The sequence below is a fragment of the Pseudomonas sp. RGM 3321 genome (assembly GCF_022836805.1).
Classification (GTDB): Bacteria; Pseudomonadota; Gammaproteobacteria; order Pseudomonadales; family Pseudomonadaceae; genus Aquipseudomonas.
The window spans coordinates 14,904-39,304 of the sequence record NZ_JALHBH010000096.1; the positions used below are offsets into that span (position 1 = coordinate 14,904).

20 protein-coding genes are annotated in these 24,401 nt (G+C 59.9%); 12 read left to right on the forward strand and 8 right to left on the reverse strand.

Annotated features, from left to right (window positions below):
- Window positions 1-51: 51 nt before the first annotated feature.
- Window positions 52-3,588, forward strand: a complete 3,537-nt coding sequence (locus tag RGM3321_RS06210; RefSeq protein ID WP_244392057.1) for a glycosyltransferase — start codon at window positions 52-54, stop codon at window positions 3,586-3,588.
- A gap of 48 nt (window positions 3,589-3,636) precedes the next feature.
- On the opposite strand, the gene RGM3321_RS06215 is transcribed toward RGM3321_RS06210, so the two are convergent.
- The 7 genes from RGM3321_RS06215 to RGM3321_RS06245 all read right to left on the reverse strand — a co-directional run bounded on the left by RGM3321_RS06215 (window position 3,637) and on the right by RGM3321_RS06245 (window position 9,932).
- Window positions 3,637-4,653, reverse strand: coding sequence for a ketoacyl-ACP synthase III (locus RGM3321_RS06215; RefSeq protein WP_244392058.1), 1,017 nt, complete (start codon window positions 4,651-4,653; stop codon window positions 3,637-3,639).
- A gap of 5 nt (window positions 4,654-4,658) precedes the next feature.
- On the reverse strand, window positions 4,659-5,300 hold the full coding sequence (vioB, locus tag RGM3321_RS06220) for a dTDP-4-amino-4,6-dideoxy-D-glucose acetyltransferase VioB (protein WP_244392059.1): 642 nt from the start codon (window positions 5,298-5,300) through the stop codon (window positions 4,659-4,661).
- Window positions 5,297-6,058 (reverse strand): SDR family oxidoreductase, encoded by a 762-nt coding sequence (locus tag RGM3321_RS06225; RefSeq protein WP_244392147.1) that lies wholly within the window; start codon window positions 6,056-6,058, stop codon window positions 5,297-5,299. The genes vioB and RGM3321_RS06225 overlap by 4 nt, the downstream gene beginning before the upstream one ends.
- A gap of 52 nt (window positions 6,059-6,110) precedes the next feature.
- Window positions 6,111-6,320 (reverse strand): hypothetical protein, encoded by a 210-nt coding sequence (locus RGM3321_RS06230; RefSeq protein WP_058401306.1) that lies wholly within the window; start codon window positions 6,318-6,320, stop codon window positions 6,111-6,113.
- Between the two features lie 276 nt (window positions 6,321-6,596).
- Complete coding sequence (locus tag RGM3321_RS06235) at window positions 6,597-7,292, reverse strand: ATP-binding protein (protein ID WP_244392060.1); 696 nt, start codon at window positions 7,290-7,292, stop codon at window positions 6,597-6,599.
- Entirely contained in the window at window positions 7,289-8,890 is a 1,602-nt protein-coding gene (locus RGM3321_RS06240; RefSeq protein WP_244392061.1) for a tetratricopeptide repeat-containing response regulator, read from the reverse strand. The genes RGM3321_RS06235 and RGM3321_RS06240 overlap by 4 nt, the downstream gene beginning before the upstream one ends.
- 367 nt (window positions 8,891-9,257) lie before the next feature.
- Window positions 9,258-9,932, reverse strand: coding sequence for a TIGR04211 family SH3 domain-containing protein (locus tag RGM3321_RS06245; RefSeq protein ID WP_244392062.1), 675 nt, complete (start codon window positions 9,930-9,932; stop codon window positions 9,258-9,260).
- Between the two features lie 452 nt (window positions 9,933-10,384).
- On the opposite strand from RGM3321_RS06245, the gene ppnN reads away from it, so the two are divergent.
- Window positions 10,385-11,758, forward strand: a complete 1,374-nt coding sequence (ppnN, locus tag RGM3321_RS06250) for a nucleotide 5'-monophosphate nucleosidase PpnN (RefSeq protein ID WP_244392063.1) — start codon at window positions 10,385-10,387, stop codon at window positions 11,756-11,758.
- 51 nt (window positions 11,759-11,809) lie between these two features.
- On the opposite strand, the gene RGM3321_RS06255 is transcribed toward ppnN, so the two are convergent.
- A complete protein-coding gene (locus RGM3321_RS06255; RefSeq protein ID WP_244392064.1) occupies window positions 11,810-12,679 on the reverse strand; it encodes a helix-turn-helix domain-containing protein in 870 nt (289 codons plus the stop codon).
- 152 nt (window positions 12,680-12,831) lie between these two features.
- Here RGM3321_RS06255 and pobA point away from each other — a divergent pair, with 152 nt between their 5' ends.
- The 10 genes from pobA (at window position 12,832) to RGM3321_RS06305 (ending at window position 24,235) form a co-directional block, all read left to right on the forward strand.
- Window positions 12,832-14,016, forward strand: a complete 1,185-nt coding sequence (gene pobA, locus RGM3321_RS06260) for a 4-hydroxybenzoate 3-monooxygenase (protein ID WP_244392065.1) — start codon at window positions 12,832-12,834, stop codon at window positions 14,014-14,016.
- Window positions 14,017-14,240: 224 nt separating this feature from the next.
- Window positions 14,241-15,566 carry an MFS transporter gene (locus tag RGM3321_RS06265; protein WP_244392066.1) on the forward strand — a complete coding sequence of 442 codons (1,326 nt, stop codon included), beginning with the start codon at window positions 14,241-14,243 and terminating at the stop codon, window positions 15,564-15,566.
- A gap of 171 nt (window positions 15,567-15,737) precedes the next feature.
- Window positions 15,738-16,616: a 4-hydroxy-tetrahydrodipicolinate synthase gene (dapA, locus tag RGM3321_RS06270; RefSeq protein WP_244392067.1), complete on the forward strand. Its 879-nt coding sequence runs from the start codon at window positions 15,738-15,740 to the stop codon at window positions 16,614-16,616.
- 10 nt (window positions 16,617-16,626) lie between these two features.
- The gene (locus RGM3321_RS06275) at window positions 16,627-17,796 is read left to right on the forward strand and encodes an iron-containing alcohol dehydrogenase (RefSeq protein ID WP_244392068.1); all 1,170 of its coding nucleotides are present in this window, start codon (window positions 16,627-16,629) and stop codon (window positions 17,794-17,796) included.
- Window positions 17,793-19,052, forward strand: coding sequence for a four-carbon acid sugar kinase family protein (locus tag RGM3321_RS06280; protein WP_244392069.1), 1,260 nt, complete (start codon window positions 17,793-17,795; stop codon window positions 19,050-19,052). The genes RGM3321_RS06275 and RGM3321_RS06280 overlap by 4 nt, the downstream gene beginning before the upstream one ends.
- The gene (gene pdxA / locus RGM3321_RS06285; RefSeq protein WP_244392070.1) at window positions 19,045-20,079 is read left to right on the forward strand and encodes a 4-hydroxythreonine-4-phosphate dehydrogenase PdxA; all 1,035 of its coding nucleotides are present in this window, start codon (window positions 19,045-19,047) and stop codon (window positions 20,077-20,079) included. Before RGM3321_RS06280 ends, pdxA begins: the two co-directional genes overlap by 8 nt.
- A gap of 78 nt (window positions 20,080-20,157) precedes the next feature.
- A complete protein-coding gene (locus RGM3321_RS06290; RefSeq protein ID WP_244392071.1) occupies window positions 20,158-21,573 on the forward strand; it encodes a sodium:solute symporter family protein in 1,416 nt (471 codons plus the stop codon).
- Window positions 21,560-22,684, forward strand: a complete 1,125-nt coding sequence (locus RGM3321_RS06295; protein WP_244392072.1) for an exo-alpha-sialidase — start codon at window positions 21,560-21,562, stop codon at window positions 22,682-22,684. The genes RGM3321_RS06290 and RGM3321_RS06295 overlap by 14 nt, the downstream gene beginning before the upstream one ends.
- 54 nt (window positions 22,685-22,738) lie before the next feature.
- Window positions 22,739-23,425, forward strand: a complete 687-nt coding sequence (locus RGM3321_RS06300) for an SDR family oxidoreductase (RefSeq protein WP_244392073.1) — start codon at window positions 22,739-22,741, stop codon at window positions 23,423-23,425.
- Between the two features lie 39 nt (window positions 23,426-23,464).
- Window positions 23,465-24,235 (forward strand): DeoR/GlpR family DNA-binding transcription regulator, encoded by a 771-nt coding sequence (locus RGM3321_RS06305; protein ID WP_244392074.1) that lies wholly within the window; start codon window positions 23,465-23,467, stop codon window positions 24,233-24,235.
- The last annotated feature ends 166 nt before the right edge of the window (window positions 24,236-24,401 follow it).

Consider the following 24,401-nt stretch of genomic DNA (forward strand, 5'->3'; position numbering starts at 1 on the left):
CCGACTGCGTTGCCCGGTTGGTTTTAAAAATTTTTCAAAAGTGGTATTGCGATGAGTTCTTCACGCCTGGTCAGTATTGTCATCCCCGCTTACAAACCGGCTTTCTTCGAAGCAGCGCTTGCCAGCGCTCTGCGCCAGAACCACGACGACATCGAGATCATCATCACCGACGACTGCCGTGACGATGGCATCAAGGCTATTGTCGAAAAGCTCAGCCCGGACAGCCGCTGGCCCATTCACTATTTCAAAAACGCAACGCCGCTGGGCGAACCTCACAACATCGCACACGCCATAGCGCGTGCGCACGGTGAGTACATCAAGTTTCTCTACGACGATGACATCCTTCTCCCGGACTGCGTGCGCCTGATGTTCGATGTCATGCACGACAGCCCAGACATCAAAGTGGTGTCCGCGACCAGAAAGAGGATCGACGCCAACGGCACTCTGCTGGCAGACAACCTCTACACGGCCTACCCATTCGGCAAAAACGTCGTTCTGGACGGTCCGGAGCTGGTGTCCTTTCTGGCCAGTCACCCGATCAACTTCGTCGGCGAGCCCAGTGCAGTCATGTGTCGTCGCGAAGACCTGCTGGTATTCGGACAGGACATCATGTCTCTGCAACAAGTGCTGATCTGGGGGCTGGGTGATTTGGCCATGTACGCAAAGCTCTTGCGTCATGGCAACCTGGCGATGCTCGCCCGCCCGCTGTCCTATTTTCGGGTGTCGGATCAGCAGAGCAGCGAGGCATTCAGAAAAGACCCGACCCTGCCTCGCGAGGGTCACGCCAACTTCAGGCGCATTCCCGCAGAGCTGGGCTGGGTAAGGCCTGACGAGTTCAATGGCAAGGTCAAGGTTGCTCCGCTGTCACAACGCGACAATATTCAGGAAATGGACCTGCTGGCCTACTTCGACAGAAGGCCCGAAGCTACTGTTCGAAATACCCGTGTCGCCGGCTGGCTCGCTCAGCGCCGACCTACGCCAGCCCAGCATGCGTTGCTCAACGAGCACCTGCAACAACACAACGGCGGCCCTGCAATTGCGATTGTCGTGTCGGATTTCAATCAGCAGCCCGAGAGCGTGCTGAGCACGCTGCAAAGCCTGGCGTCCGATGCGCCACTGCTCGACAAGCTCAAGGTTTTTGTCCTTGCCGACTACGACCGGGACCAGCAGACGCCGCTGCAAGCGCAACTGCCCTGGCGGGATGCCAGCATGGAAAACCGTGCAACGGTCATCAACGCGCTGATGCAGGAAAACGATCAAGCGTGGTGGATCCTGGTCGACGCTGGCACGACGTTCACCTCGAGCGGCCTGCTGTGCGCTGTCATGAAAATGATCGAAATACCCGAAGCCTGTGCAGTGTTCGGCGACGAAGTGACCCTGCATGCGCAGGCAGGTGCCCATCTGGCCTTTCGCCCGGACTTCAGCCTGGATTACCTGCTCACCTGCCCGGCGGCAACCAGCCGCAACTGGCTGTTCAATCGTGAAAAAGCTCTGGAGGTGGGCGGCTTCGACCCAGCCCACGCGCAGGCCATTGAACTCGACCTGATCCTGCGCATGATCGAGGGTTCGGGCTATACCGAATTTGCGCACTCTTGCGAGCCGATGATCATCTCGCCCTTATGGCAGGCACAGGAGAACTACGATCAGGCGCGCACCGTGCAACGGCATCTGCACGTGCGTGGCTACGCAGGCAGTAAGGTGCATGCGCTGGAATCGGGACTTTACCGGATCGATTACGGCCATGCCGATCAGCCTCTGGTCTCCATTCTCGTTACCTCGCAGGATCAACTCGAAACGCTGCTGCCCTGCGTAGAGAGCATTCTGGAAAACACGACGTATCCGCACTATGAAATTCTGATTTGCGACAACAACAGCCAGTCGGCACAGACCACGCAATGGCTGGCGACCATCGAATCAATGCAGTCGGAACGGATCCGCATCGTTCGCCACGAACAGGCACTGAGCCCGTCGGCGCTGCTCAACTCCGCAGCCGAACACGCGCTGGGCGACTATCTTGTGATGCTCGACAACCACGCCCTGATCATCCAGCAGGACTGGCTCAACCACCTGCTCAACCACGCACTGCGCCCTGAAGTGGGCGTTGTCGGCGCGAAACTCATTTCGACGGATGGCAATGTCGTGCAGGCCGGCATCATCATGGGCCTCAATGGCACCGCTGCCACTGTCACTGCCCGCGACATCGCAGGGTCTGCGAGCGATGCGCAACGTCTGGAAACAGACCAGAACTACAGCGCTGTCAGCGGCTCCTGCCTGATGATTCGCAAGTCTGTGCATGAAGAGGTTCAAGGCCTGGACGAACACTTGTTCCCCCTGCACTTCAATGACGTGGACCTGTGCCTGAAGGCGCGCAGCACCGGGCATCTGGTCGTCTGGACACCGCACGCCATCGTTGCGCTGCGCCCGGACGACGCACAGAGCGACGCTGAAGCACTGGATTTCGCGACGCGCGCGCTCTACCACCGCTGGCTGCATTACATGGCCTGGGACCCTGCATACAACAAGAACCTGACGCTGACTGACAGTTTCGTCGCCCAAAGCAGCCCGCAGTTGAGCTGGCGGCCGTTGACCCACCGTCCACTGCCGGTGGTCCTTGCTCTGCCCTGCAATCATGCGGCTGCCGGCAATCGCATCAGCACCGCGCTGCAAAGCCTGAGCGCCGAGCGCGAGGCAGACGGCATCATCAGCCATGCGCCGCTTCCATTCGTGGAAATTGCCAGGCTCAGCCCGGATGCAGTGGTCATCCAGAGGCCGGTAAATGAAAGCCTGATTGCCAGCATCAACGCGATCAAGGACCACACCAACGCCTGGGTGGCCTACGATCTGCCGCACTACCCGGCGTACGCTGAAATCGACAAGAGCGCTGCGCCACTCGCTACAGTGCAGGCTTCCCTGCGCCACGGGCTGGCCAGGGCAGATTTGATCACCGTCCCCACAACAGCGCTGGCGGAGCTACTGGAGAGCTCACACCCCAACGTTCAGGTGGTTGAAACCCGACTTGCGCCTGATCCGTGGCGCAATCTGCGACGCCAGCGCCAGACTCGCCCCAGACCTCGTGTAGGTTGGGTAGGCACGGCGACAGAAACAGGCGATCTGCTGATTCTGTCAGAAACCATAAAGGCGCTGGCAGATCGTGTTGAATGGGTCATCATGGGACCTTGCACGCGCTGGCTACGCCCTTACATTCATGAACTGCGTTCGCCCGTGGAGGGCACATTGTTCCCTGAGGCGTTGGCCAGTCTGAATCTGGATCTGGTAGTGGTGCCGGCCGAGTTGAACCTGGTCAACCGGAGCAAAAGCCCGGTGGCCTTGCTGGAGTTCGGTGCCTGCGGTTTTGCGGTAATTTGCAGTGATGTGCTCAGCGTGCCTGAAGACCTGCCCGTCACTCGGGTGGAAAACGAAACCAATGCCTGGATCAGTGCCATCGAGCAACACATTGATCAGTTGGATGAGTGCGCACGCAAGGGCGATGCCTTGAGGCAGGCAGTCATCGATAACTGGATGCTTGAGGCCGATCACTTGCAAGCCTGGCGCGATGCCTGGCTGAAGGGCTCATCAGAGAAGGATTAAAACCAACAACAAGCTCTGCGTCCGGGCGGTGACGCAGAGCGACGATGTTTACCAGCGTATGACGCAAGCCCCCCACGAATAGCCCACCCCGAACCCGACCGCAGCAACCCGGTCGCCCGGTTTCAGCGTACCCCGGTTCAAGGACTCCTTCAGCGCAATGGGAATGGTGCACGACACCGTATTGCCACAGTGCTGGAAGGCAGAAACGAACTTCTCGACCGGCAACTTCAAACGCCGACGCAGGGCATCCAGCATGAAGTGGTTGGCCTGATGAAACACGAACAGATCGACATTGGCCACACCCAGTTCGTCATCGAACAACGACGCGAACAACTGCGGTACGCGGGTCATGGAAAACTCGAAAATCGCCGGGCCATTCATGTACAGGTGTGCATCGGTACGCACACTGCCGCCGTCATCCTGATACTCGGCAGGCTGAGGGTTTTCCGCCGAGGGTCTTCGCGCGCCGCCAATCGGGACCATCAGGTTTTCCGCCCCGGAGCCGTCACTGCCATAACGAAAACGCTCCAGGAAAGGCCCGCCCTCGGTCGCGCTGAGCAGGGTCACGGCCGCGGCATCACCGAACAGGGTACGAACACTTTTGTCCTGCGGATGAATGTAGCGGCTGTAGGTTTCCGCCGTCACCAGTAACACATTCCGGCATTGCCCTGACTCGATCAGCCCTTTGGCGATGCCAAGCCCGTAAATGTAGCCTGAACAGCCCTGATTGAAATCGAAGGCGGCGCAGTGGGTGGGGAGCTGCAAACGGTGCTGCAGAATGCAGGCGGTGGCGGGCAATACATAATCCGGGCTTTGCGTGCAGTAAATCAACGCGTCTACTTCGCTGCGCTGAATATCTCCGTTGAGAAACAACTTCTCGCAGGCGCGGTACGCAAGGTCGGACGCAGTTTCATCCTTGTCGACGATACGCCGCTCGCCAATACCGGTCTTCGAGAAGATTTTCTCGACATCCCATTCGGGAAATTCGCGCGCCAGTGTCTCATTGTCCAGCGAATGAGCAGGCAGTTCATATTCTATGTTCACGATCCTGGCATGAGCGCCCATGAGCGTTACCCCGATATGCGTGTGGCAGGTACACCGAATACTGTAGTGCCAGCGGCTACATTGCGTATTGCAACGCTACCCGCTCCGACCACAGCCTTTTTGCCGATTCTTACCTTTGGCAGGACGCTGGCATGCGTCCCCATGAAAACACCCTCTTCCAGCACGACGCCGCCAGTGATATCGCAATGCCCACTCAAGGTGGAGAAGTCGCCGATGTCTGCGTCATGCCCCACCAGACAACCGATATTGAGGGTTACAAATGCGCCGATGCGAAGATCGACCGTGAGCACCGTTGAAGGACAGATCACCGCACCCTGGCCAATGGAAACATTTTCGCCAATGATGACCGAGGGGTGAATGAGGGTGAAAAATTGCGCGCCCCTCGCGAGGAGTTTTTCCACGACCAGCCGCTTGCCGCTCGGGTCTCCGATCGCACAGACCAGATACTCTTCGGGCTTTGGCTGGTAGCCATCCACCGTCGAAACGACAGGCGGATAATGGTCAAAGCGTTCGGTCGAGCCGGGGCCGTCATTGATGAATCCGGCGATGAGCCATCCAGGGTTCTTCTCTACCCAATCCGTCAGCCACGCATGCACTTCACGGCCGAAAGCACCGGCACCTACGATGAGCAATCTATTGGCATTCATTGCGCAAGGTATCCTCCATCCACAACCATCGATGTTCCGGTCACCCAGCGAGCCGCCGGAGACAACAGGTAATTGACCGCATAGGCTATGTCCAGCGGCTCACCAAACCCCAGCGGGTGCTTCTGCTCAACCACGGCCATGGAATCGATACCGACCAGATCTTCAAGCTTGCGGGTCATTTCGGTTCGCACTATGCCCGGCGCAATGGCATTGACCCTTATTCCGTCTCTGGCCAGTTCAAGTGCCGCAGCGCGGACCATCGATTCCACTGCGCCTTTACTGGCGCAGTAGGCCATCAGGGAAGGCTGGGCAGCCTGAGCCATCACCGATGAAAGCAGAACAATACTGGCCCCTTGAACGAAGACTCCTTTCTGCCTGAATGACTTTACAAGCGAAAAGCCAGAGGTCACGTTGGTGGCAAATACCGTTTCCCATTGCTCGATTGCCAGGGCTCGAATCGGTAGCGGCATCTGTACACCGGCGGCATGCACCAGCCCGTCGAAGGGCGCGTAGGTCCTGGCCAGGGTTTTCATCCAGGCCGGGATAGCATACCCGTCAAGCAAATCGAAAGGCTCGACCCCGTGACCTTCACCGTGAAGCTGACGCCTTGTCGCTTCAAGCCGCTCGGTGTTCCTGGCAACCAGCACCACCCGGGCGCCCTGCTGACTCAGCCATATCGCAACCTGGCTGCCGATGCCGGAAGAGGCACCTGTGACCATGATCAATTTGCCGCTCAATGAAAACGGATTACTCACCACCCAACGTTCCTCTTCTGGGCTGACCGGCACCGCCTGGAAAGCCCCTGATCGTTTATGACTCTGTAACGAGACCGATGACGTCATCCACACTCTTGCAAGCGTTGAGACGGTTGGCCGAGAGGTTCTTGTCCAGTTTTTCATTCGCAAGCGACATGAAGGTCAGGACCGCAATGGAGTCCCAATCCAGACTTTGTCCTTTGCTCAAGGTGCCTTCGTCTGCTTCCATCGCTTCTTCGATCAGCCTGAGTACTGTGTCTTCCATCTCGATGCTCCCGGACAGCCTGCTATTGGATTAAAACGCTGCGCGGACCAAAGCCAGCGCCTGACAGGACGTTAGCAATAATCGAACCAAGCCATTGAGCATACGGGGAAGCCCCTGTTACCGGGCTGGACAGGGGCAAAAGGCAGGCATTGAGGACACCAAAGTCAAAAACATGACAGGCTTATCGACAACGGGCTAACGCAAGTGCGCGGCACCGCGTCAATATTATGCTGGTGCGCGACTATCTCATATTTCGCAGCAATTGCAGTTCGGGTTTCAGGGCAGATAAATGCTGAACATCGCCCCGCCCAGCACGCCGCCGTTGGCGATTTCGATTCGCCCGCGCATGCCGTTGCGCACATGCAGCCGGGCAATGTGCGCAGCAAAGTACAAGCCCAGGCCGGTGCTGCCACTGCCCTGATTGATGCCCTGCACGTATTCGGTTTGACGCTCGATCAGATACGCCGGGTAACCGGGACCATCATCATTGAGGGTGATCTTCAACTGACCGCCTTCTTCACCCACGCTGATCACGATCTGCTCGCGGGCAAAGCCGATGGCATTGACGATGATATTGCCGACCACCGAGCCCACCAGTTCACGGTCAAAAAAGCCCAAGGGGCTCATGTCATCGATTTCATAGCGCGCGGCGATACCGCGGCTGGCCAGCACATCCTGATGGTGCGCCAGCTGCGCTTCGATGAAATCGTCCAGTTCATGGTAATCCGGACGCAACGGCAGCTGGTTGACCCCGAGTTTGTAAAGGCCAAGCAACTGCACGAGCATGCCATTGAGGTTGGCAAACTCATAGTCGATGACCCCATGTTCCGGCGTGTCACGCTGCTGACCGGAAAGCTTCGCCAGCCACTCGCTGTGCGCCTGTGTCAGGGTCGCCAGCGAGTTTTTCATGTCATGTACGGTGGAGGCGATCACCATGGAAAAGTCGAGGCCCTGCTCTGTCTCTTCACTCATGCGCCAAACGCCCTCTCCCTGAGTTTCTGGTAACGCTCATAACGCGGATCGCTTTCCGGAATCTTGCCCAGCATGGTCAGGCTGGCACGGCACTCGTCAATGCCGGCCTGCCCGAGGTTCTGCCCCGGATGAAGCAGCGACTGCACCATGTTCAGCACAATACTGATGTTCTTCGGCTGCAAGCCCAGCGCGCTGCGAAAAAACGCCTGCGCCTCGGTGAGGTTGCCGGCCTTGTAACTGCGCACACCTTGCAGGTTGAAATCGACGGCAGCCTTGCTGGCTCCCAGAATCGCGGGATCGTCGGTCATGCTGGCGACGCTTTTCATCACCGCAGGATCATCGCCATAGGCTTCAGCACAGCTCTTCAAAACACTGGCACCCGCTTCTTCCTGGCCCAGTTTCTTGAGCTGCGCAGCCACCATCAGGGCGGCATCGGCGCTGAGCACCTGCTCCATGCCATCGAGCCTGGCCATCGCCTGTTCGGTAAGCTTGGCTGCGGTTTCCGGGTCCGAGTGCTGCAGGCTGGCAGCCTTCATCAGCCGGGTGCGCACTTGCAGACCTTCGTCGTCGGTATGCTCCTTGGCAACGTCGACAAGGGCGTTGTTGATCTCGACACGCGTGCGCGCATCCAGCCCCTGCTCGCCGCCCTTGCTGATCAGAGCATGTGCCAGACCCAGGTTGGTTTCCGGGTCCTTGAAGCGCGAATGCTGGCCTTGGGAAACCGCCTGGCGATAGGCTTTCGAGGCACTCTCAAAATCCTCGTTGCCCAGCGCCAGCTTGCCCAGCAGCTTCTGTCGACGGACTGCCAGCGGCGACAGGCGCACGGCACTTTCCAGCACCGTTTGCGCCCGTTTGGCATCGCCAAGCGCTACCAGCACATCAGCCAGACCGTCGAACAGCGCCGGCATGGCCGGAAACGCCTTGATTGCCTGTTCATAGACAGCCTGCGCTTCGGCGGTCTTGCCGCGTTTGAGCAGCAGACTGCCCAATGCGCCATAAGCCCATGGCGTGGCACGATCAGCCAGAATGGTCTTGAGAAAGGCTTCCAGTGGCTCGTTCTGCTTCAAGTCCCGCAAGGCATCCGCCTTGTAGCGCAAGCACAACGGCGCATAACGCGGGTCCTGCTCGATCAGCTTGTTGCACGCGGCCAGTACCTCGGCCGGTTTGCGCCGGTCGAGGGCCTGCAGAATCGGCTTGAGCAGGGTCTTGCGCTGCACCAGCTTTTCCAGGCGCTGGGCCAGCCCGGCACGGTTGAACGGCTTGGTCAGGTAACCGTCCGGCTCCCACTCAAGCGCACTCATGACCATCGCCTGACTGTTTTCGGCGGTGACCATGATGAACACGCTTTCGTAGCTCAGCAGCCGCTCGATCATCAAGTCTTCCAGCACCTGCTGGCCATTCTTGCGGCCATCACCCAGGTTGAAGTCGTGCAATACGAAGTCATAACGCTTTTGCGAGCACATGCGCAGCGCCTGCTCGCCGGTGTCGGCGGTATCCACTTCCTTGACGCCCAGTTCACGCAGCATCGACCGCACTGAACTGCGAAAGTCAGAGAAGTCATCAACGATAAGAAAGCTTTTTTGGTTGTACGCCAGCATCCGGATTCCTGCACAGGAGAGGGTGAAAATATGAGACCCACGGCCTGAAAACCACTCAGACCCGACTCGGCAGCCCATTTTTCAGGACGCATATAATAACTGATGGCAACATGCCATAAAACAGTTCGCCGTTACCGCCCTCCCCGCAACAAGCCACGCGGTTCGGGGCAACACTCAGTTTTTCGACCATACGGGCAGAAACTGTAGAACGAACATCAACTTCGCGCATTGTCCGGGCGGCAGGCATGCAGAAATTTTGCGGGCTGGATCGTAATTGCGGGAGCAGGAAGGGAGTTTTCGGGGAGGCTCGTCACCTATCGCTCATGCCAGCGCGCGGCGCGGGCATGAGCAGATGTTTCAGGCAGGTTTACACCCAGCCATCGTTCTTCTTGCGGCCCTTGGTCAGCGCTGGGAGGATCAGACCCACCAGCAGGCCTGCACCGGCAATGCTGCCGCCATAAACCATGTAGCGCATCATTACCTGCTTGTTCTCGTCGCCGAGCCGCGCCTGAGTGGCACGCAATTCGGCCTGAGAATCAGCCAGTTGATCGTTGAGGGTCTTGGTGCGGGCTTCCAGTTCGTCGACCAGTTTCTTGCGCGCATCAAGGGTCTCTTGCATGCCTTGCACGCGGGTCTTCCAGGTATTGTCGATGCCTGCCAGTTGATCGGTCAGCTCGGTGACCTGCTGAGTCAGTTGCGGCACACGTTCGGCCTGGCCAGGCACCTCCTGCAGGTCAGTGCTGGGGATCCACACTGTGGAACCGCCTTCGCCGCGCACCTGGCTGAACTTGCCCGAGGAGCTGAGCAGCTCGACCTTCTGCCCGGATTTCAGCGTACCCACTATGCGATGATCATCGGTCGGTCCGCTGCGTACATACGTGGTGAGGCTGTCACTGACCCAGCGATCGCTGTCCGCAGCCTGTGCGTTGCCAGGAACGACAACGGTCAATGCAGCGCCAAACAGGCCTGCGCCGAGCAAGCGACGCGAAACGGCGAACAGGCCAGGGGCACGGGAAAGAAGTGCAGAAAAATGACGAGACATGGCGATAATTATCTTTATCTGAAATGAAAATAAAGCCTCGTTTAACGGGCCGGCTAAGGATGGGAGCGGCAGGCAATCGAAGGTTTTGCAACTCCTGCCCGGACGGGGTGTCTGCCAATCAGGCGTTCTGAAAAAGCACCTGATGATCCCTTTCGTGCAGACCGTCCAGAAAGTCCATCAGCTAACAGACTCTGTTAAAGGGGTCAGGTTCACTATCGCCCCCTGTCTGCGTCAAAATTCAGCCGCACGGTCATGCAGAGCAAGTGCCTGCTTTCAAACGAATTCGGCTCCCGCTCCACTCCCGCCATGACGCAGCAGGCCACAAACACGGGTCGTGCGCGGTCCGACGTTTGCTTTCCCGGCCAAGTGCTGTAGAAAAGGCCTCACAGGGGTGAATGTTCTCGATGTTCACCATCCTGATGCTCGACTGCATCGCTCTAATGGAAAATAGAATGATCCCAAGACAAGTGATTAACGCCACCGTAAGCCCGAAAGGCAGCCTTGAAACCCTGTCCCAGCGTGAAGTGCAGCAACTCAGCGCGGCCGGTTCAGGCAGCACCTACACCCTGTTTCGCCAGTGCGCCCTGGCCATTCTCAATACTGGCGCCCACGTCGATAACGCCAAGACCATTCTTGAGGCGTACGAAAGCTTTGAAGTGCGGATTCATCAGCAGGACCGCGGTGTGCGCCTGGAGCTGCTCAACGCTCCGGCCGATGCGTTTGTTGATGGTGAGATGATCGCCAGCACCCGCGAGATGCTGTTCAGCGCCCTGCGTGACATCGTTTATACCGAAAGCGAACTGGACAGCCAGCGCATCGACCTGAGCAATTCTCAGGGCATCACCGATTACGTGTTCCACCTGCTGCGCAATGCCCGCACGCTACGCGCTGGCGTAGAGCCGAAGATGGTGGTTTGCTGGGGTGGTCACTCGATCAACACCGAAGAATACAAATACACCAAGAGAGTCGGCCATGAACTGGGCCTGCGCAGCCTGGATATCTGCACCGGCTGCGGCCCTGGCGTGATGAAAGGCCCGATGAAAGGCGCGACCATTGCCCACGCCAAGCAACGCATTGTCGGCGGTCGCTACCTGGGCCTGACCGAGCCGGGCATCATTGCTGCCGAAGCACCCAACCCGATCGTCAACGAACTGGTGATCCTGCCGGATATCGAAAAACGTCTCGAAGCCTTCGTGCGCGTCGGCCACGGCATCATCATCTTTCCAGGTGGTGCAGGCACGGCTGAAGAATTCCTCTACCTGCTGGGCATTCTCATGCACCCGGACAACAAGGACGTGCCGTTCCCGGTAATCCTGACCGGTCCGAAAAATACCGAGCCGTACCTGCAACAGCTGCACGCGTTCGTCGGTGCCACGCTGGGTGAAGAAGCGCAGCGTCATTACCAGATCATCATCGACAACCCGGCAGACGTCGCCCGGCAGATGACTCAAGGCCTGAAAGAAGTGAAGCAGTTCCGCCGCGAGCGTAATGACGCGTTTCACTTCAACTGGCTGCTGAAGATCGAAGAAAGCTTCCAGCACCCTTTCGATCCGACTCACGAGAACATGTCGAAGCTGCAACTGAACCACGACGTGCCCACTCACGAGTTGGCCGCCAACCTGCGCCGGGCGTTTTCCGGGATTGTGGCGGGCAACGTCAAGGACAAGGGCATTCGCCTGATCGAGGAGCACGGGCCTTATCAGATTCAGGGCGATCCTTCGATCATGGGGCCGCTGGACAAGCTGCTGCAGGCGTTTGTCGATCAGCACCGGATGAAGTTGCCCGGTGGCGCGGCCTACGTGCCGTGTTATCAGGTCGTGGCCTGATCCCACGGCAATAACCGGCAGGCAAGCGGGGCGCCCTTGAGCGCCCCGTTTCTATTTCTGTTGCCGAAACGCTTTGGGTGACTGCCCGGTAGCACGTTTGAAGAAGCGCGAAAAATAAGCGGGCTCGGAAAACCCGAGGCTGTCGGACACCTGATTGATGGTCATGGTGGTGTAGATCAGGTTGCGCCTGGCCTCCAGCAACAGCCGCTGGCTGATGATCTGCAAGGCCGACTGGTTGCACAGGCGCCGACACAGCGAATTCAAATGCGCGGCGCTGATGCCCATGGCCTGCGCATGCTGGTGAATGGACCAGTGCTCGCGAAAACTCGCCTCCAACTGATGCATGAACACCTGCAAATGCTCACGACCACGGTCCATGGCGTAAATTTCTTCGCCAGCATGCCCGCAGCTGCGCCGACTGAGCCAGACCACCAGCACGTTGATCAAGGAATGCAGCATCAGATCGCGGCCAGCTCTGGGCTGCCGGTACTCGCGGGCGATGGCGCTGAACAGCGTATCAACGTAATGGCTGTCCGCCCCCAATGAGTAACACCGCGCTGTGTTCAGCGCGGAAATATCCAGCGCAGCCTCAAGCTGCTCTACCAGCGGTTTGGCCAGGCTGAGAATGTGCCCCTGAATGTCTTCGGCGAACCTGAAGGTGTGCACGCTTAACGCCGGAACCACCTGCAGCGAAGGTGTCCCGACCTCGGTGACCACATCCTCGACCTTGAGCATCGCCCTGCCGGACTGCACATACAGCAACTGCACCAGATCTCCATGCCGATGCGGCTTGATCTCCCATTCGTGGATCTTGCTGCGCTCGGGGATCGACTCGCAATGGATCAGGTCCGGCGTCGGCCAGGCGGCTGTTTCCCCGTAAAGCTTGAACACCGGTATCGTTGCAGTGGCAGGTCTGGCCATGTGTCGCTCCCCCGTCCGGATCCTCGAAAAGTCCAGAGAATGCGTCGAATATTGCCTTCTTATCTCGATGGCATCCATTAAAAATGCAAGAGACAAAAACAATCATATCCCGCTGATGACGCTTGGCAGGGATCAAAAACAGGACCATCGCCATGAAAACCCAGGTTGCCATTATCGGTTCAGGCCCCTCAGGGCTACTGCTGGGCCAACTGCTGCAGCGTGCCGGCATCGACAACGTGATTGTCGAGCGCAAGGACCCCGATTACATCCTCTCGCGCATCCGCGCCGGCGTGCTTGAGCAAGGCATGACCGACCTGTTGCGTGAAGCAGGCGTCAGCGAACGAATGGACGCCGAGGGCTTGATTCATGACGGTTTCGAGCTGGCCTTCGACGGCCGCTGCGAACGCATCGACCTGAAAACCCTCACTGGTGGCAGAACCGTGATGGTCTACGGCCAGACCGAAGTCACCCGCGACTTGATGGCTGCGCGCGGGGCGGCAGGCGCGATGACTGTCTATGACGCGTCCGATGTGAACATCCACGATCCAAAGACCGACAGCCCCTACGTGACGTTCGTGAAAGACGGCGAAACCGTGCGCCTGGACTGCGACTACATTGCCGGCTGCGACGGTTTCCATGGTGTATCGCGGCAATCGATCCCGTCTGAAACGCTGAAAATCTTCGAGCGCGTCTACCCGTTTGGCTGGCTGGGCGTGCTGGCCGACACGCCGCCGGTCAATGAGGAGCTGGTCTACGCCAATCACCCGCGCGGCTTTGCCCTGTGCAGCATGCGCTCGGCCATTCGCACCCGCTATTACGTGCAGGTCAGTGCCGAAGAGAAGGTCGAAGACTGGTCGGATGAACGCTTCTGGACCGAACTCAAAGCCCGTTTGCCCGAGCATCTGGCAGACCGCCTGGTGACCGGTCCGTCCATCGAGAAAAGCATCGCGCCGCTGCGTAGCTTCGTGGTGGAGCCCATGCAGTACGGCCGTCTGTTCCTGCTCGGCGATGCTGCTCACATCGTCCCGCCTACCGGCGCCAAGGGCCTGAACCTGGCGGCCAGTGACGTCAGCACGCTGTACCGGATTTTGCTCAAGGTTTACCGCGAGGGCCGCACCGACCTGCTGGAAAAGTATTCGCAAATCTGCCTGCGCCGCGTGTGGAAGGCCGAGCGCTTCTCCTGGTGGATGACCTCGGTACTGCACAACTTCCCCGACACCGATGCGTTCAGCCAGCGCATCCAGCAGACCGAACTGGACTACTACGTCGGCTCGCAAGCCGGGCGCAGGACCATTGCGGAAAATTATGTGGGTTTGCCATATGAGGCGATTGAGTAGCGTATTTCACCTGTTGCGTCCGGTCTTGAGCCGTGTCGCCAAGAGGACGCGCAGCCACCTGATGCAGGCCAGCGCAGAGCGTTACGTTGTGCAATCACACAACGCACACCCTTCACAGCCGTGCAAAACCCCAAAGCGTTTTTATGGACATCGCCCTATGATCGGCAGTGCACCCGACAGCTCCATAGCTGTATAAAAACAACAAGCACAGAGGAACACACGCCATGACCGCTACCTCGGCCCACGAGGCGGGCGACGCTGACGGCAATCATGTCTACCGTCGCATCACCCTGCGCCTTATTCCGTTTATCTTCATCTGCTACCTGTTCAATTACCTGGACCGCGTGAATGTCGGCTTCGCCAAGCTGCAGATGCTCGACGCCCTGAGTTTCAGCGAGACGGTCTACGGCCTCGGTGCCGGTATCTTCTTCATTGGCTACGTGCTGTGCGGCCTGCCCAGCAATCTGGCGCTGAACCGCTTCGGGCCGCGCCGCTGGATCGGCCTGATGATGATTACCTGGGGCATCTTCTCGACCTGCCTGCTGTTCGTCACCACGCCGGTCGAGTTCTACGTGCTGCGCTTTCTGACCGGCATGGCAGAAGCCGGTTTCTTCCCGGGTATCGTGCTGTACCTCTCGCGCTGGTACCCGAACCAGCGGCGCGGGCGGATCATGGCGTTGTTCATGTCGGCTATTCCGGTCTCCGGGCTGTTGGGCGGTCCGTTTTCCGGCTGGATCCTCAACCACTTCGCCGCGGGTCAGGGCGGCATGGCGGGCTGGCAGTGGATGTTCCTGATTCAAGGCCTGCCGACCGTGGCGCTTGGTGTGCTGGCGTTCGTTCTGCTATGTGACAAGGTCGAGGACGCACGCTGGCTGACGCCCGAGCAGCGCCAGCGGGTCAAGACCGACATCACCAACGATGAACTCAGCCGCCCGGTGCAGGGTAAAAGCTCGGTGGCTTCGGTGCTGAGCATGCCGCTCATATGGATTCTGGGCTTTATCTATTTCTGCATTCAGAGCGGTGTCTACGCAATCAACTTCTGGCTGCCGTCAATCATCAAGAATCTCGGTTTCAGCGATGCCCTGGTGATCGGCTGGATCAGCGCCGTGCCCTACCTGATGGCAGGCGTGTTCATGCTGCTGGTCGGCCGCTCCGCCGACCTGCGCAATGAGCGCCGCTGGCATTTGGTGGTGCCGATGCTGATGGGCGCCACAGGCCTGATCATCGCCGCCAACTTCGCGACAGTGCCCATCATCGCCATTCTCGGCCTGACCATCGCGACCATGGGGGCCCTCACCAGCCTGCCAATGTTCTGGCCCTTGCCAACCGCACTGCTCAGCGCCAGCGTTGCAGCGGGCGGGCTGGCGCTGATCAACTCGATCGGCCAGATGGCAGGGTTCCTCAGCCCGTATCTGGTGGGCTGGATCAAGGACCAGACCGGCTCGACCACTCTGGCGCTGTACTCGCTGGCCGCGCTGACCATCGTCGGCAGCCTGGTGGCCTTGCGAGTCAGTCGTCAGTCGGCAGGCAAGGTTGAGGCGACCGCCTGAAACTTGACCACACCATTCTCTTGAGCCAGGCCATGTGCCTGGCTTTTTGATTGAACCTGTCACTTTCAGGCAGAAACCCTACCCACACATGAAAAAAACGATCATAACGCTTGCCAGCAACGATTGATTCAATCAATATCGTTTTACTAAAAATAAAACGAGAACCTGGCCATGCAATTTCGCGGCATCATTCCAGCTCTGGTCACACCCTTCACCGCTGATCAGCAACTCGACGAGCAGGCCCTGCGCAATCTGATCGAAAACCTCCTGAATGCAGGCGTTCACGGGCTTTTCGTACTGGGCACCAATGGCGAATTCTTTACCCTTTCCGAATCGGAAAAACTCAAAATCGCTCAAATCACTGTCGAAGCCGCGGCAGGACGTGTGCCGGTTGTGGTCGGTACCGGCGCGTTCGCTACGCATCAAGTGATTGAAATGAACAAAAAGATGATTGATGTGGGCGCAGATGCCCTGTCGATCATCACGCCGTACTTCAACGCCATCAGCCAGTCCGAGCTGATCAAGCACTACACCGCCATCGCCGACGCTTCCGAGCTGCCGCTGATGATGTACAACATCCCGGCCAAGACCGGCATGTCGATCGGCATCGGTGCAGTGGCAACCCTCAGCCAGCATCCGCAGATCAAGGGCATCAAGGACAGCGCCGGCAATTTCGACGCACTGGTGCAGATGATGCAGTACCGCAGCGACGACTTTGCGGTGTTCGCCGGAACCGACTCGCTGATCTACTGGAACCTGCTGGCAGGGGGTGACGGCGCCATTGCTGCAACCGCCAACGCCGTGCCGGAGGTGGTCATGTCGATCTGGAACAACTTCCAGTCAGGCAACCACGAAGCGGCCCGTGCCGCGCAGGAAGCCCTGCGCCCGCTGCGCGATGCCTTCGCGCTGGGCACCATGCCGGTGGTGCTGAAAACCGCAACGCAACTGCTCAATGTCCCGGTCGGCCCATGCCGTGCGCCCGTGCAGCCGCTTGATGCCGCCGCACTGGAAAAACTCCAGAACCTGTTGGCCGTCTACCGCCAAGCCTGAGGTAATCGCGATGTCTGCTACCTACCACTTCCAGACTGTGAAACATGTGGTCCACGGCCCCGGCAGCCTCGACCTGCTGAGCGAAAAACTGCCGCTGCTCGATGTGCCGGTCAAAAGCGTGATTCTGGTTACTCAGAACGCCATGCATAACCTGGGGGTTACCCAGCGCGTCACCGAGCAACTCAGTGCGCAGAATATCCGTGTGCACATGCTTGATAACGTCGAAATCGAACCGACGCTGGAAAATATCGAGCGGGTATTCCGCGAGGATGTTGCGCCGCACGCCCCGGACGCCCTGATCGCGATTGGCGGGGGCAGCGTGCTGGATGCCGCCAAGCTGTTCGCGGTCATGCTGACCAACGACACACCGCTCAGAGACCTGCTGGGCATCGACAAGGTGACTCACCCCGGCAAGCCTATGGTGCTGGTCCCGACCACGTCCGGTACGGGGTCGGAAGTGACGCCCAATGCCATCGTCACTCTGCCCGATGAAGAACTGAAGATAGGCGTCGTCAGCCGTCATCTGCTGCCCACGCTGGTCATTCTCGACCCGCTGCTGACCCTCAGCCTGCCGCGTCCGATCACCGCCGCGACCGGGATGGATGCCTTCACCCACTCGCTGGAGTCCTTCATCTCCACCAAGGCCAACCCGATCAGCGATGCGTTTGCGCTGGAATCGATGCGCCTGATCGCAGGCAGCATTGTCGAAGCCTGGCAACAACCGGAATCGGTTCGCGCACGTGGCGACATGCTGCTGGGCTCGATGTATGGGGGCCTGGCACTGACCGCTGCCGGAACCGCAGCGGTGCATGCACTGGCTTACCCGCTGGGCGGCAAGTTTCACGTCACCCACGGCGTGGCTAACGCCATGCTGCTGCCCCACGTGATGGCTTTCAACCTGGACAACTGTGCCGAACGCCTCAAGCGCGCGGCACTGGTTTGCGGCGTGGCGCAGCAGGACGACAGTAACGAGACCGCTGCCCACAAGCTGATCGAACAGATTCGCCAATGGACCCAGGTGCTGAACATCCCACAGAACCTGCGTGAATTCGGGGTTGCCGAAGAGCATCTGGCGGACATGGCGGTAGCGGCTTCCAAGGTCACACGCCTGATGACCAACAACCCCAAAGCCCTCAGCCTGGATGATATCCAGCAACTGTATCGGTGCCTGCTGCCATGAGCCGCGCCGAATTTCCGGGCCTGCTGATCATTGCTGACGACCTGTCGGGGGCAGCCGATTGCGCAGCGGACTTTGCTTCACGGATCGACACTCACGTGGTCCTGACCGGCAATGCCAAAGACTTGTCGGGGGTGATCGCCATTGATGCCGACTCACGTCGCCTTGACCCGCAACAGGCCGCCGAACAAAACCGCGCAGCCCTGCAACAGCAGTCCCGAATCGGTATGGCGCTGTACAAGAAAATCGACTCCACACTGCGCGGCAACGTCGCCAGTGAGGTCGATGCCTTGCAAGGCCTGCGCGGCATGGCGCTGGTCGCTCCGGCGTTCCCGGCCATGAAACGCACGACCGTTCAGGGCGTGCAATTGATTGACGGTGTGCCGGTCGATCAGAGCGATGTCTGGCGCAACGAGAACCTGCACGGCACCGGCAACCTGCTGGATCTGTTTGTCGCGCAGGGCCTGCGTACCCAGTGGCTCGGCCTGGACACCCTGCGTGATCCTTCACGGCTCAAAACCACATTGCGCAACGCACTTGAACAGGGTGTGCAGGCGCTGGTCTGCGATGCACAACTGGACAGTGACCTGCTGCAACTGGCCCAGGCATCGGTGGCCTGGCATGACGAACTGTTCTGGGTCGGCTCGGCCGGGCTGGCTCGCCATCTGCCGCATGCCTTCGGGCTGGCCGAAGCCTTGCCGATCAAGGTCGAGCCGCGCTCACCGGTGCTGACCGTGGTAGGCAGCATGTCCCGGCATTCCCAGGCCCAGGCCGACCGGCTCGCACAGGCCAGCAAGCCACTGTGCCTGATACTGCAACCGGCAACGTTACTCAATGAAGATGCGCACGCCGAGCGCGCCGCAGCGCACCTGCAACTCCAACAACACCTGGCTGCCGGGCGAGATGTGCTGGTACGCCTCGATCAACAACAACGCGACCCGGCGCAGGCGGCCACGTTGAGCAACGCGCTGGCGCAGTGGCTGGCACCCGCCCTGCCCCATGCCGGTTCAGTGGTAGCCACCGGTGGCGAAACCGCCAGAGCCATTCTGATTGCAGCGGGTATCAAACGCTTGACGCTGTTTGGCGAACTGGCCACCGGCGTGGTTCTGGCCGAGGCCCGACTGGGCAAGCACACGTTCAATGTCGTGACCAAAGCCGGGGGGTTCGGCAACCCCGACACCTTGCTCACCGCCTGGCAAATGCTCCATGCACCGGCTGCGACCGGCACCCCTTTCAACGAGGAAGCTTCCTATGTCTGAGCGTCTGTCTGAACGTCCCGTCATTGGTATCACCATGGGCGACGCCGCCGGGGTGGGACCGGAAATCATCATGAAAATGCTCACCCACGCCTCGGTGTACGCCACCTGCCGTCCGCTGGTGATCGGCGATGCCCAACGCCTGGAAGACGCCAACCGCATCGTCGGCAGCCAGTTGCGCGTCAACAGCATCGCCAGCCCTGCAGAAGCCCGTTTCACCCAGGGCACGGTGGACTGCATCGACCTGGGCCTGATACCCGCTGACCTGCCCTATGGCAAACTGTCAGCGGTGGCCGGCAACGCAGCCTTTCGCTACATCGAGCGCACCGTGCAACTGACTCAGGCCGGTGAGCTGGACGCCATATGCACCGCCCCGCTGAACAAGGAAGCGCTGCACGCAGGCGGGCATATCTTCCCCGGCCACACCGAAATGCTCGCGCACCTGCTGGGCATCGAAGAAGTCTCGATGATGTTGATGACCCCGACCTTGCGCGTCATTCACGTCACGACGCACATCGGCATCATCGACGCCATTGCGCGGATCGAGCCAGGGCTGGTCAAGCGCACCATCGAGCGCGCCCGAGAAACCCTGATCCGCGCCGGTATCGAAAACCCGTTGATCGCAGTGTGCGGCATCAACCCGCATGCCGGGGAAAACGGCCTGTTCGGTTATGGCGAGGAAGCCACAAAGATTCAGCCCGCGATTGATGAACTGCACGCCCGCGGCTGGCGCGTGGAAGGCCCGCTACCCGCCGACACGCTGTTTTTCCGCGCCGGACGTGGCGACTTCGATGCAGTGGTTGCGATGTACCACGACCAGGGCCACGGCCCGGTCAAGGTCATGGGCCTGGAAGCCGGCGTCAACGTAACCATCGGCCTGCCAGTGATTCGTACCTCGGTGGACCACGGCACCGCCTTCGACATTGCCGGCAAAGGCATTGCCGACGAACGCAGCCTGATCGAAGCCATGCGTCAGGCCGTGGAACTGGCAACCCGTAAACGCGAAACCCGCAATTCCATCGCCGTCTGAGGCCGCTGCACTGACAGCAGCGGCCTAACCGAGCGGCACCCCATAACGCGCCAGAACAACAACAATGGAGCGAGACTGATGGATACCTTCAACGCGCAAGACACCTCGATCATCATCGGCATGGTGGTCGTCTATATCGTCATAACCACCTGGATGAGCATGCGCCTGCGCAGCAAGACCAGCGAGCAATACATGGTCGCCTCGCGCACCATGCCCGCCTTCGTCGTCGGCGTGCTGATGATGTCCGAGTTCATCGGTGCCAAGTCTACGGTCGGTACGGCGCAGGCCGCATTCGAGAGTGGTTTCGCCGCCTCCTGGTCGGTGATCGCCGCCGCCATCGGCTTCCCGCTGTTCGGCCTGTTGATGGCGCGCAAACTGTATAGCTCCGGCGAGTTCACCATTTCCGGCTTCATCGCCAAAAAGTACGGCACCTCCACCAAACTCGCAGTCTCGATCATCATGATCTACGCGCTGTTGCTGGTGAACGTCGGTAACTACGTCAGCGGCGCGGCAGCCATTGCCACAGTACTGAAAATAAACCTGACCACCGCGGCGTTCATCACGGCGATCATCAGCACGCTGTACTACGTGTTTGGCGGCCTGAAAAGCGTGGCCTACATGAGCATCCTGCACACCGGCGTGAAATACATCGGTGTATTGATCGTACTGGGGGTGGCGTTGAAAATGACCGGCGGCTTCAGCCCCGTAGTGCAGAACATGCCCGAGCATTACTTCACGTGGGACGGGGCCATCGGCGGCTCGAAAATCATGGCGTGGATCATCGGCACGGTCGGCGCGATTTTCTCCACGCAGTTCATCATTCAGGCCATCTCCTCGACCCAGAATCAGAACGCAGCACGCCGCTCGACCTTCTACGCCTCGCTGCTGTGCATCCCGATTGCCCTGGCGCTGGGCTTCATCGGTGTCGCCTCCAAATACCTGCATCCGGAAATGAGCAGCCTGTACGCCCTGCCGATCTTCCTGCAGTCGATGAGCCCGGTAATGGCAGGCGTGGTGACCATCTCGCTGGTTGCCTCGATTTTCGTCAGCGTCAGTACCGTGGCGCTGGCCATTGCCTCGCTGGTGGTCCGTGATTTCTACGTGCCGTGGCGCAAGCCGTCAGTGGATCAGGAGTTCAAGACCACCCGCCTGATTGCACTGGTGATCGGTTTCGTGCCGCTGTTCTTCGTGTTCTTCGTGCCCGAGATCCTCAACCTGTCGTTCTTCACCCGTGCCCTGCGGCTGTCGATTGCCGTGGTCGCCATGATCGCGATCTACCTGCCGTTCTTCGGTTCGGGCCGAGGCGCTACCCTGGGGTTGATCGCTTCAGCCATCACCACCAGCGTCTGGTATCTGCTGGACAACCCCTACGGCATCGACAACATGTACATCGCGCTGGTGACACCAGCTATCGTCATTGCCATCGAACGCCTGCTGCCGCAGTCCACGTCGTCCAAACCTGCTCAAACCGAGGTTCCCCATGCCAACCGCTGATACCCGCCAGGACGCGTTCCTGCCAACGCCTTACGCGCAAAACCATGCCGCGAACCTGCACGAGCTGGCCGAAGGCACGCTGCTGTGTACCTGGTTCGCCGGTACTCAGGAGGGCATGGCCGACATCTTCGTGCTGCTGTCGCGCCGCGACCCGGCCACCGGCGTCTGGAGCGAGCCACAGAAAATGTCCGAAGACACGTCCCGCTCGGAACAGAACCCGATTCTGTTCCAGGCACCCGGTGGCCCGTTGTGGCTGATCTGGACAGCACAGATTTCCGGCAATCAGGAGACCGCCATCATCCGCCGTCGTCTATCACTGGATAACGGCCAAAGCTGGGGGCCGATCGACACCCTGTTCGACGAGCCCGGCACCTTTGTGCGCCAGCCGCCAGTGGTGCTGGATAACGGCGACTGGTTGTTGCCGGTCTGGTACTGCATCACCGGGCCCGGCGAAAAGTGGGTCGGCAACCATGATGTCAGCGCGGTGATGATCTCCAGCGATCAAGGGCACAGCTGGTCACGCCATGACGTGCCGGACAGCACCGGCAGCGTGCACATGAATGTTCATCAATTGCCGGATGGAAGCCTGCTAGGCCTGTTCCGCAGCCGCTGGGCGGACTTCATCTACAGCAGCCGCTCAACCGACCGTGGCCGCTCCTGGAGCGCCCCGACGCCGACCGAACTGCCCAATAACAATTCGTCGATCCAGTTCGTGAAGCTGGCGACCGACGAACTGGCCCTGGTCTACAACCCGGTCAGTGCCGAGGGCCACGCCCAGCGCCGGGCCTCGCTGTACGACGAAATCGAGGATGAGGGCGACGACCGCGTCACACCGGGCGCACGTCAGGACGGCAAGGCAGCGGTGTGGGGCATCCCGCGCGCACCGATGAGCCTGGCGATCTCCCGCGACGACGGGCACAGCTGGCCAACCCGGCTTGACCTGGAGCTGGGTGACGGCTTCTGCCTGACCAACAACTCGCAGGAAAAGCTCAATCGCGAGTTCTCCTACCCCAGCATCATTCAGGCCGCCGATGGCAGCCTGCACGTCGCGTTCACCTACTTCCGGCAGAAGATCAAGCATGTCCACCTGCCGCTGAACGCGATCCGCTGACCCACCCGCGTCGATTGGCCTGTTGCCGATCGACACCTTTGCGGAACCGATGTCATGCCCGAACCGATTCAGTCCGTACTCGTCACCGGTGCCAGCTCCGGCATCGGCAAAGCCATTGTCACGCGCCTGCTGGAACAGGGCCTGCAGGTCACCGGTCTGAGCCGTCGTGCGCCGGACCTGCAACACCCGAACTTCACCTGGCGCGAGTGCGACCTCAATGACTTCGCCGCGCTGGACAAGGCGCTGCAACAGACGCCACACATCGATGCGCTGATTCATGCGGCAGGCTTCATGCGCACCGCGCCGCTGGGCGAGCTGAACGACGCCGATGGCCAGGCCATGTGGCATCTGCATGTCGCCGCTGCCAGTCACATGGTCAACGCGCTGTACCCACGGCTGCGCGCCGGTTCGCGGATTCTGATGATCGGTAGCCGGACCATGCAGGGTGCCGCCGGACGCAGTCAGTACGCTGCCACCAAAGCGGCGCTGCAAGGCATGGTTCGTTCCTGGGCCATCGAACTGGCGCCACGCGGCATCACCGTCAACCTGATCGCCCCTGGTGCCACCGAAACGCCCATGTTGCTGGCCCCCGAACGCAGTGGCACGCCACCGCGAAAGCCGCCCATCGGCCGTTTTGTACAACCGGATGAAATCGCCGGTCTGGCGGCGTTTCTGCTTGGCCCCGACGCGGGTGCAATTACCGGGCAAAGCCTGGTGGTGTGCGGCGGTGCGTCGTTGTAATGTTGCATCCCGTTTCCAGGCTTTAATGCAAGGGCTGTAATGAAAGTCGCCAACCGTCGTCAAGCGATACTCGAACTGGTTCTTTCCGGCAAATCCAATGTGGACGAGCTGTGCGCCCAACTGGGCGTCTCGGAAGCCACCGTACGCCGCGACCTCACAGCCCTGGCCGAAGATGGCTTGATCCTGCGCACCTATGGCGGCGCGGCGCATGTCGGCCAGCGCGAACCGGAAACCTCGCTGGAAGAGCGCAGCCGCCAGCACAGCCAGGAAAAAATGGACATTGCCCGTGCCGCACTGGCGCATATCAACGATCACGACACGCTGTTTCTTGAAGGCGGCACCAGCACCAGTGCGCTGGCGCACATTCTCAACCAGCGACGCGGGCTGCATGTAATCACCAACAACCTGTTGGCACTCAGCGATCTGGCGCTGATACCCGATGGCCGTATTACCGTGCTGGGCGGCACACTGCGGGCATCGAGCATGTCGACTTATGGCGTGGCGGCACAGGCAGCGCTGGAACATCTGAGCGCCGACAAACTGTTCATCAGTGCCGACGGCGTGGTGGCCGAACTGGGCCTGTGCGAGGCCAGCGCCGAGCAGGCGTACCTCAAGGAAAACCTGCTGGCGCGTGCCGCACAGGTCTTCGTACTGGCCGACATCACCAAGCTGGGCCGCGCGCGTCAGCAGCACTGGACACCGTTACGCCAGCCATGGACGCTGATCACTAACCCGGTGGATGACGAGTCACTGCTCGCCCCATTCAGGGCGCGCAAGAGCATTCAGGTGGAAATTGCCCTGCCCGGCTGACTTCACGCTCATGGCATAAAACCGTGATGTGCAAATTCTTGCGCATCACATGACCGCTGAAACTGGTCACGCCCCGTACACAAAGCCCTCCAGCACCTAAACGAGCTTGCGCATACATGCGCAAAAGCCTGCGCAATATTTCGCATTTTTTGCCTGCCCATTGAGG

Bases quoted from the DNA above. Each gene is read 5' to 3' on its own strand.
- RGM3321_RS06210 (WP_244392057.1), top strand. From the start codon at position 52: ATGAGTTCTTCACGCCTGGTCAGTATTGTCATCCCCGCTTACAAACCG.
- RGM3321_RS06215 (WP_244392058.1), bottom strand. From the start codon at position 4,653: ATGGGCGCTCATGCCAGGATCGTGAACATAGAATATGAACTGCCTGCT.
- vioB (WP_244392059.1), bottom strand. From the start codon at position 5,300: ATGAATGCCAATAGATTGCTCATCGTAGGTGCCGGTGCTTTCGGCCGT.
- RGM3321_RS06230 (WP_058401306.1), bottom strand. From the start codon at position 6,320: ATGGAAGACACAGTACTCAGGCTGATCGAAGAAGCGATGGAAGCAGAC.
- RGM3321_RS06235 (WP_244392060.1), bottom strand. From the start codon at position 7,292: ATGAGTGAAGAGACAGAGCAGGGCCTCGACTTTTCCATGGTGATCGCC.
- RGM3321_RS06240 (WP_244392061.1), bottom strand. From the start codon at position 8,890: ATGCTGGCGTACAACCAAAAAAGCTTTCTTATCGTTGATGACTTCTCT.
- RGM3321_RS06245 (WP_244392062.1), bottom strand. From the start codon at position 9,932: ATGTCTCGTCATTTTTCTGCACTTCTTTCCCGTGCCCCTGGCCTGTTC.
- ppnN (WP_244392063.1), top strand. From the start codon at position 10,385: ATGATCCCAAGACAAGTGATTAACGCCACCGTAAGCCCGAAAGGCAGC.
- RGM3321_RS06255 (WP_244392064.1), bottom strand. From the start codon at position 12,679: ATGGCCAGACCTGCCACTGCAACGATACCGGTGTTCAAGCTTTACGGG.
- pobA (WP_244392065.1), top strand. From the start codon at position 12,832: ATGAAAACCCAGGTTGCCATTATCGGTTCAGGCCCCTCAGGGCTACTG.
- RGM3321_RS06265 (WP_244392066.1), top strand. From the start codon at position 14,241: ATGACCGCTACCTCGGCCCACGAGGCGGGCGACGCTGACGGCAATCAT.
- dapA (WP_244392067.1), top strand. From the start codon at position 15,738: ATGCAATTTCGCGGCATCATTCCAGCTCTGGTCACACCCTTCACCGCT.
- RGM3321_RS06275 (WP_244392068.1), top strand. From the start codon at position 16,627: ATGTCTGCTACCTACCACTTCCAGACTGTGAAACATGTGGTCCACGGC.
- RGM3321_RS06280 (WP_244392069.1), top strand. From the start codon at position 17,793: ATGAGCCGCGCCGAATTTCCGGGCCTGCTGATCATTGCTGACGACCTG.
- pdxA (WP_244392070.1), top strand. From the start codon at position 19,045: ATGTCTGAGCGTCTGTCTGAACGTCCCGTCATTGGTATCACCATGGGC.
- RGM3321_RS06290 (WP_244392071.1), top strand. From the start codon at position 20,158: ATGGATACCTTCAACGCGCAAGACACCTCGATCATCATCGGCATGGTG.
- RGM3321_RS06295 (WP_244392072.1), top strand. From the start codon at position 21,560: ATGCCAACCGCTGATACCCGCCAGGACGCGTTCCTGCCAACGCCTTAC.
- RGM3321_RS06300 (WP_244392073.1), top strand. From the start codon at position 22,739: ATGCCCGAACCGATTCAGTCCGTACTCGTCACCGGTGCCAGCTCCGGC.
- RGM3321_RS06305 (WP_244392074.1), top strand. From the start codon at position 23,465: ATGAAAGTCGCCAACCGTCGTCAAGCGATACTCGAACTGGTTCTTTCC.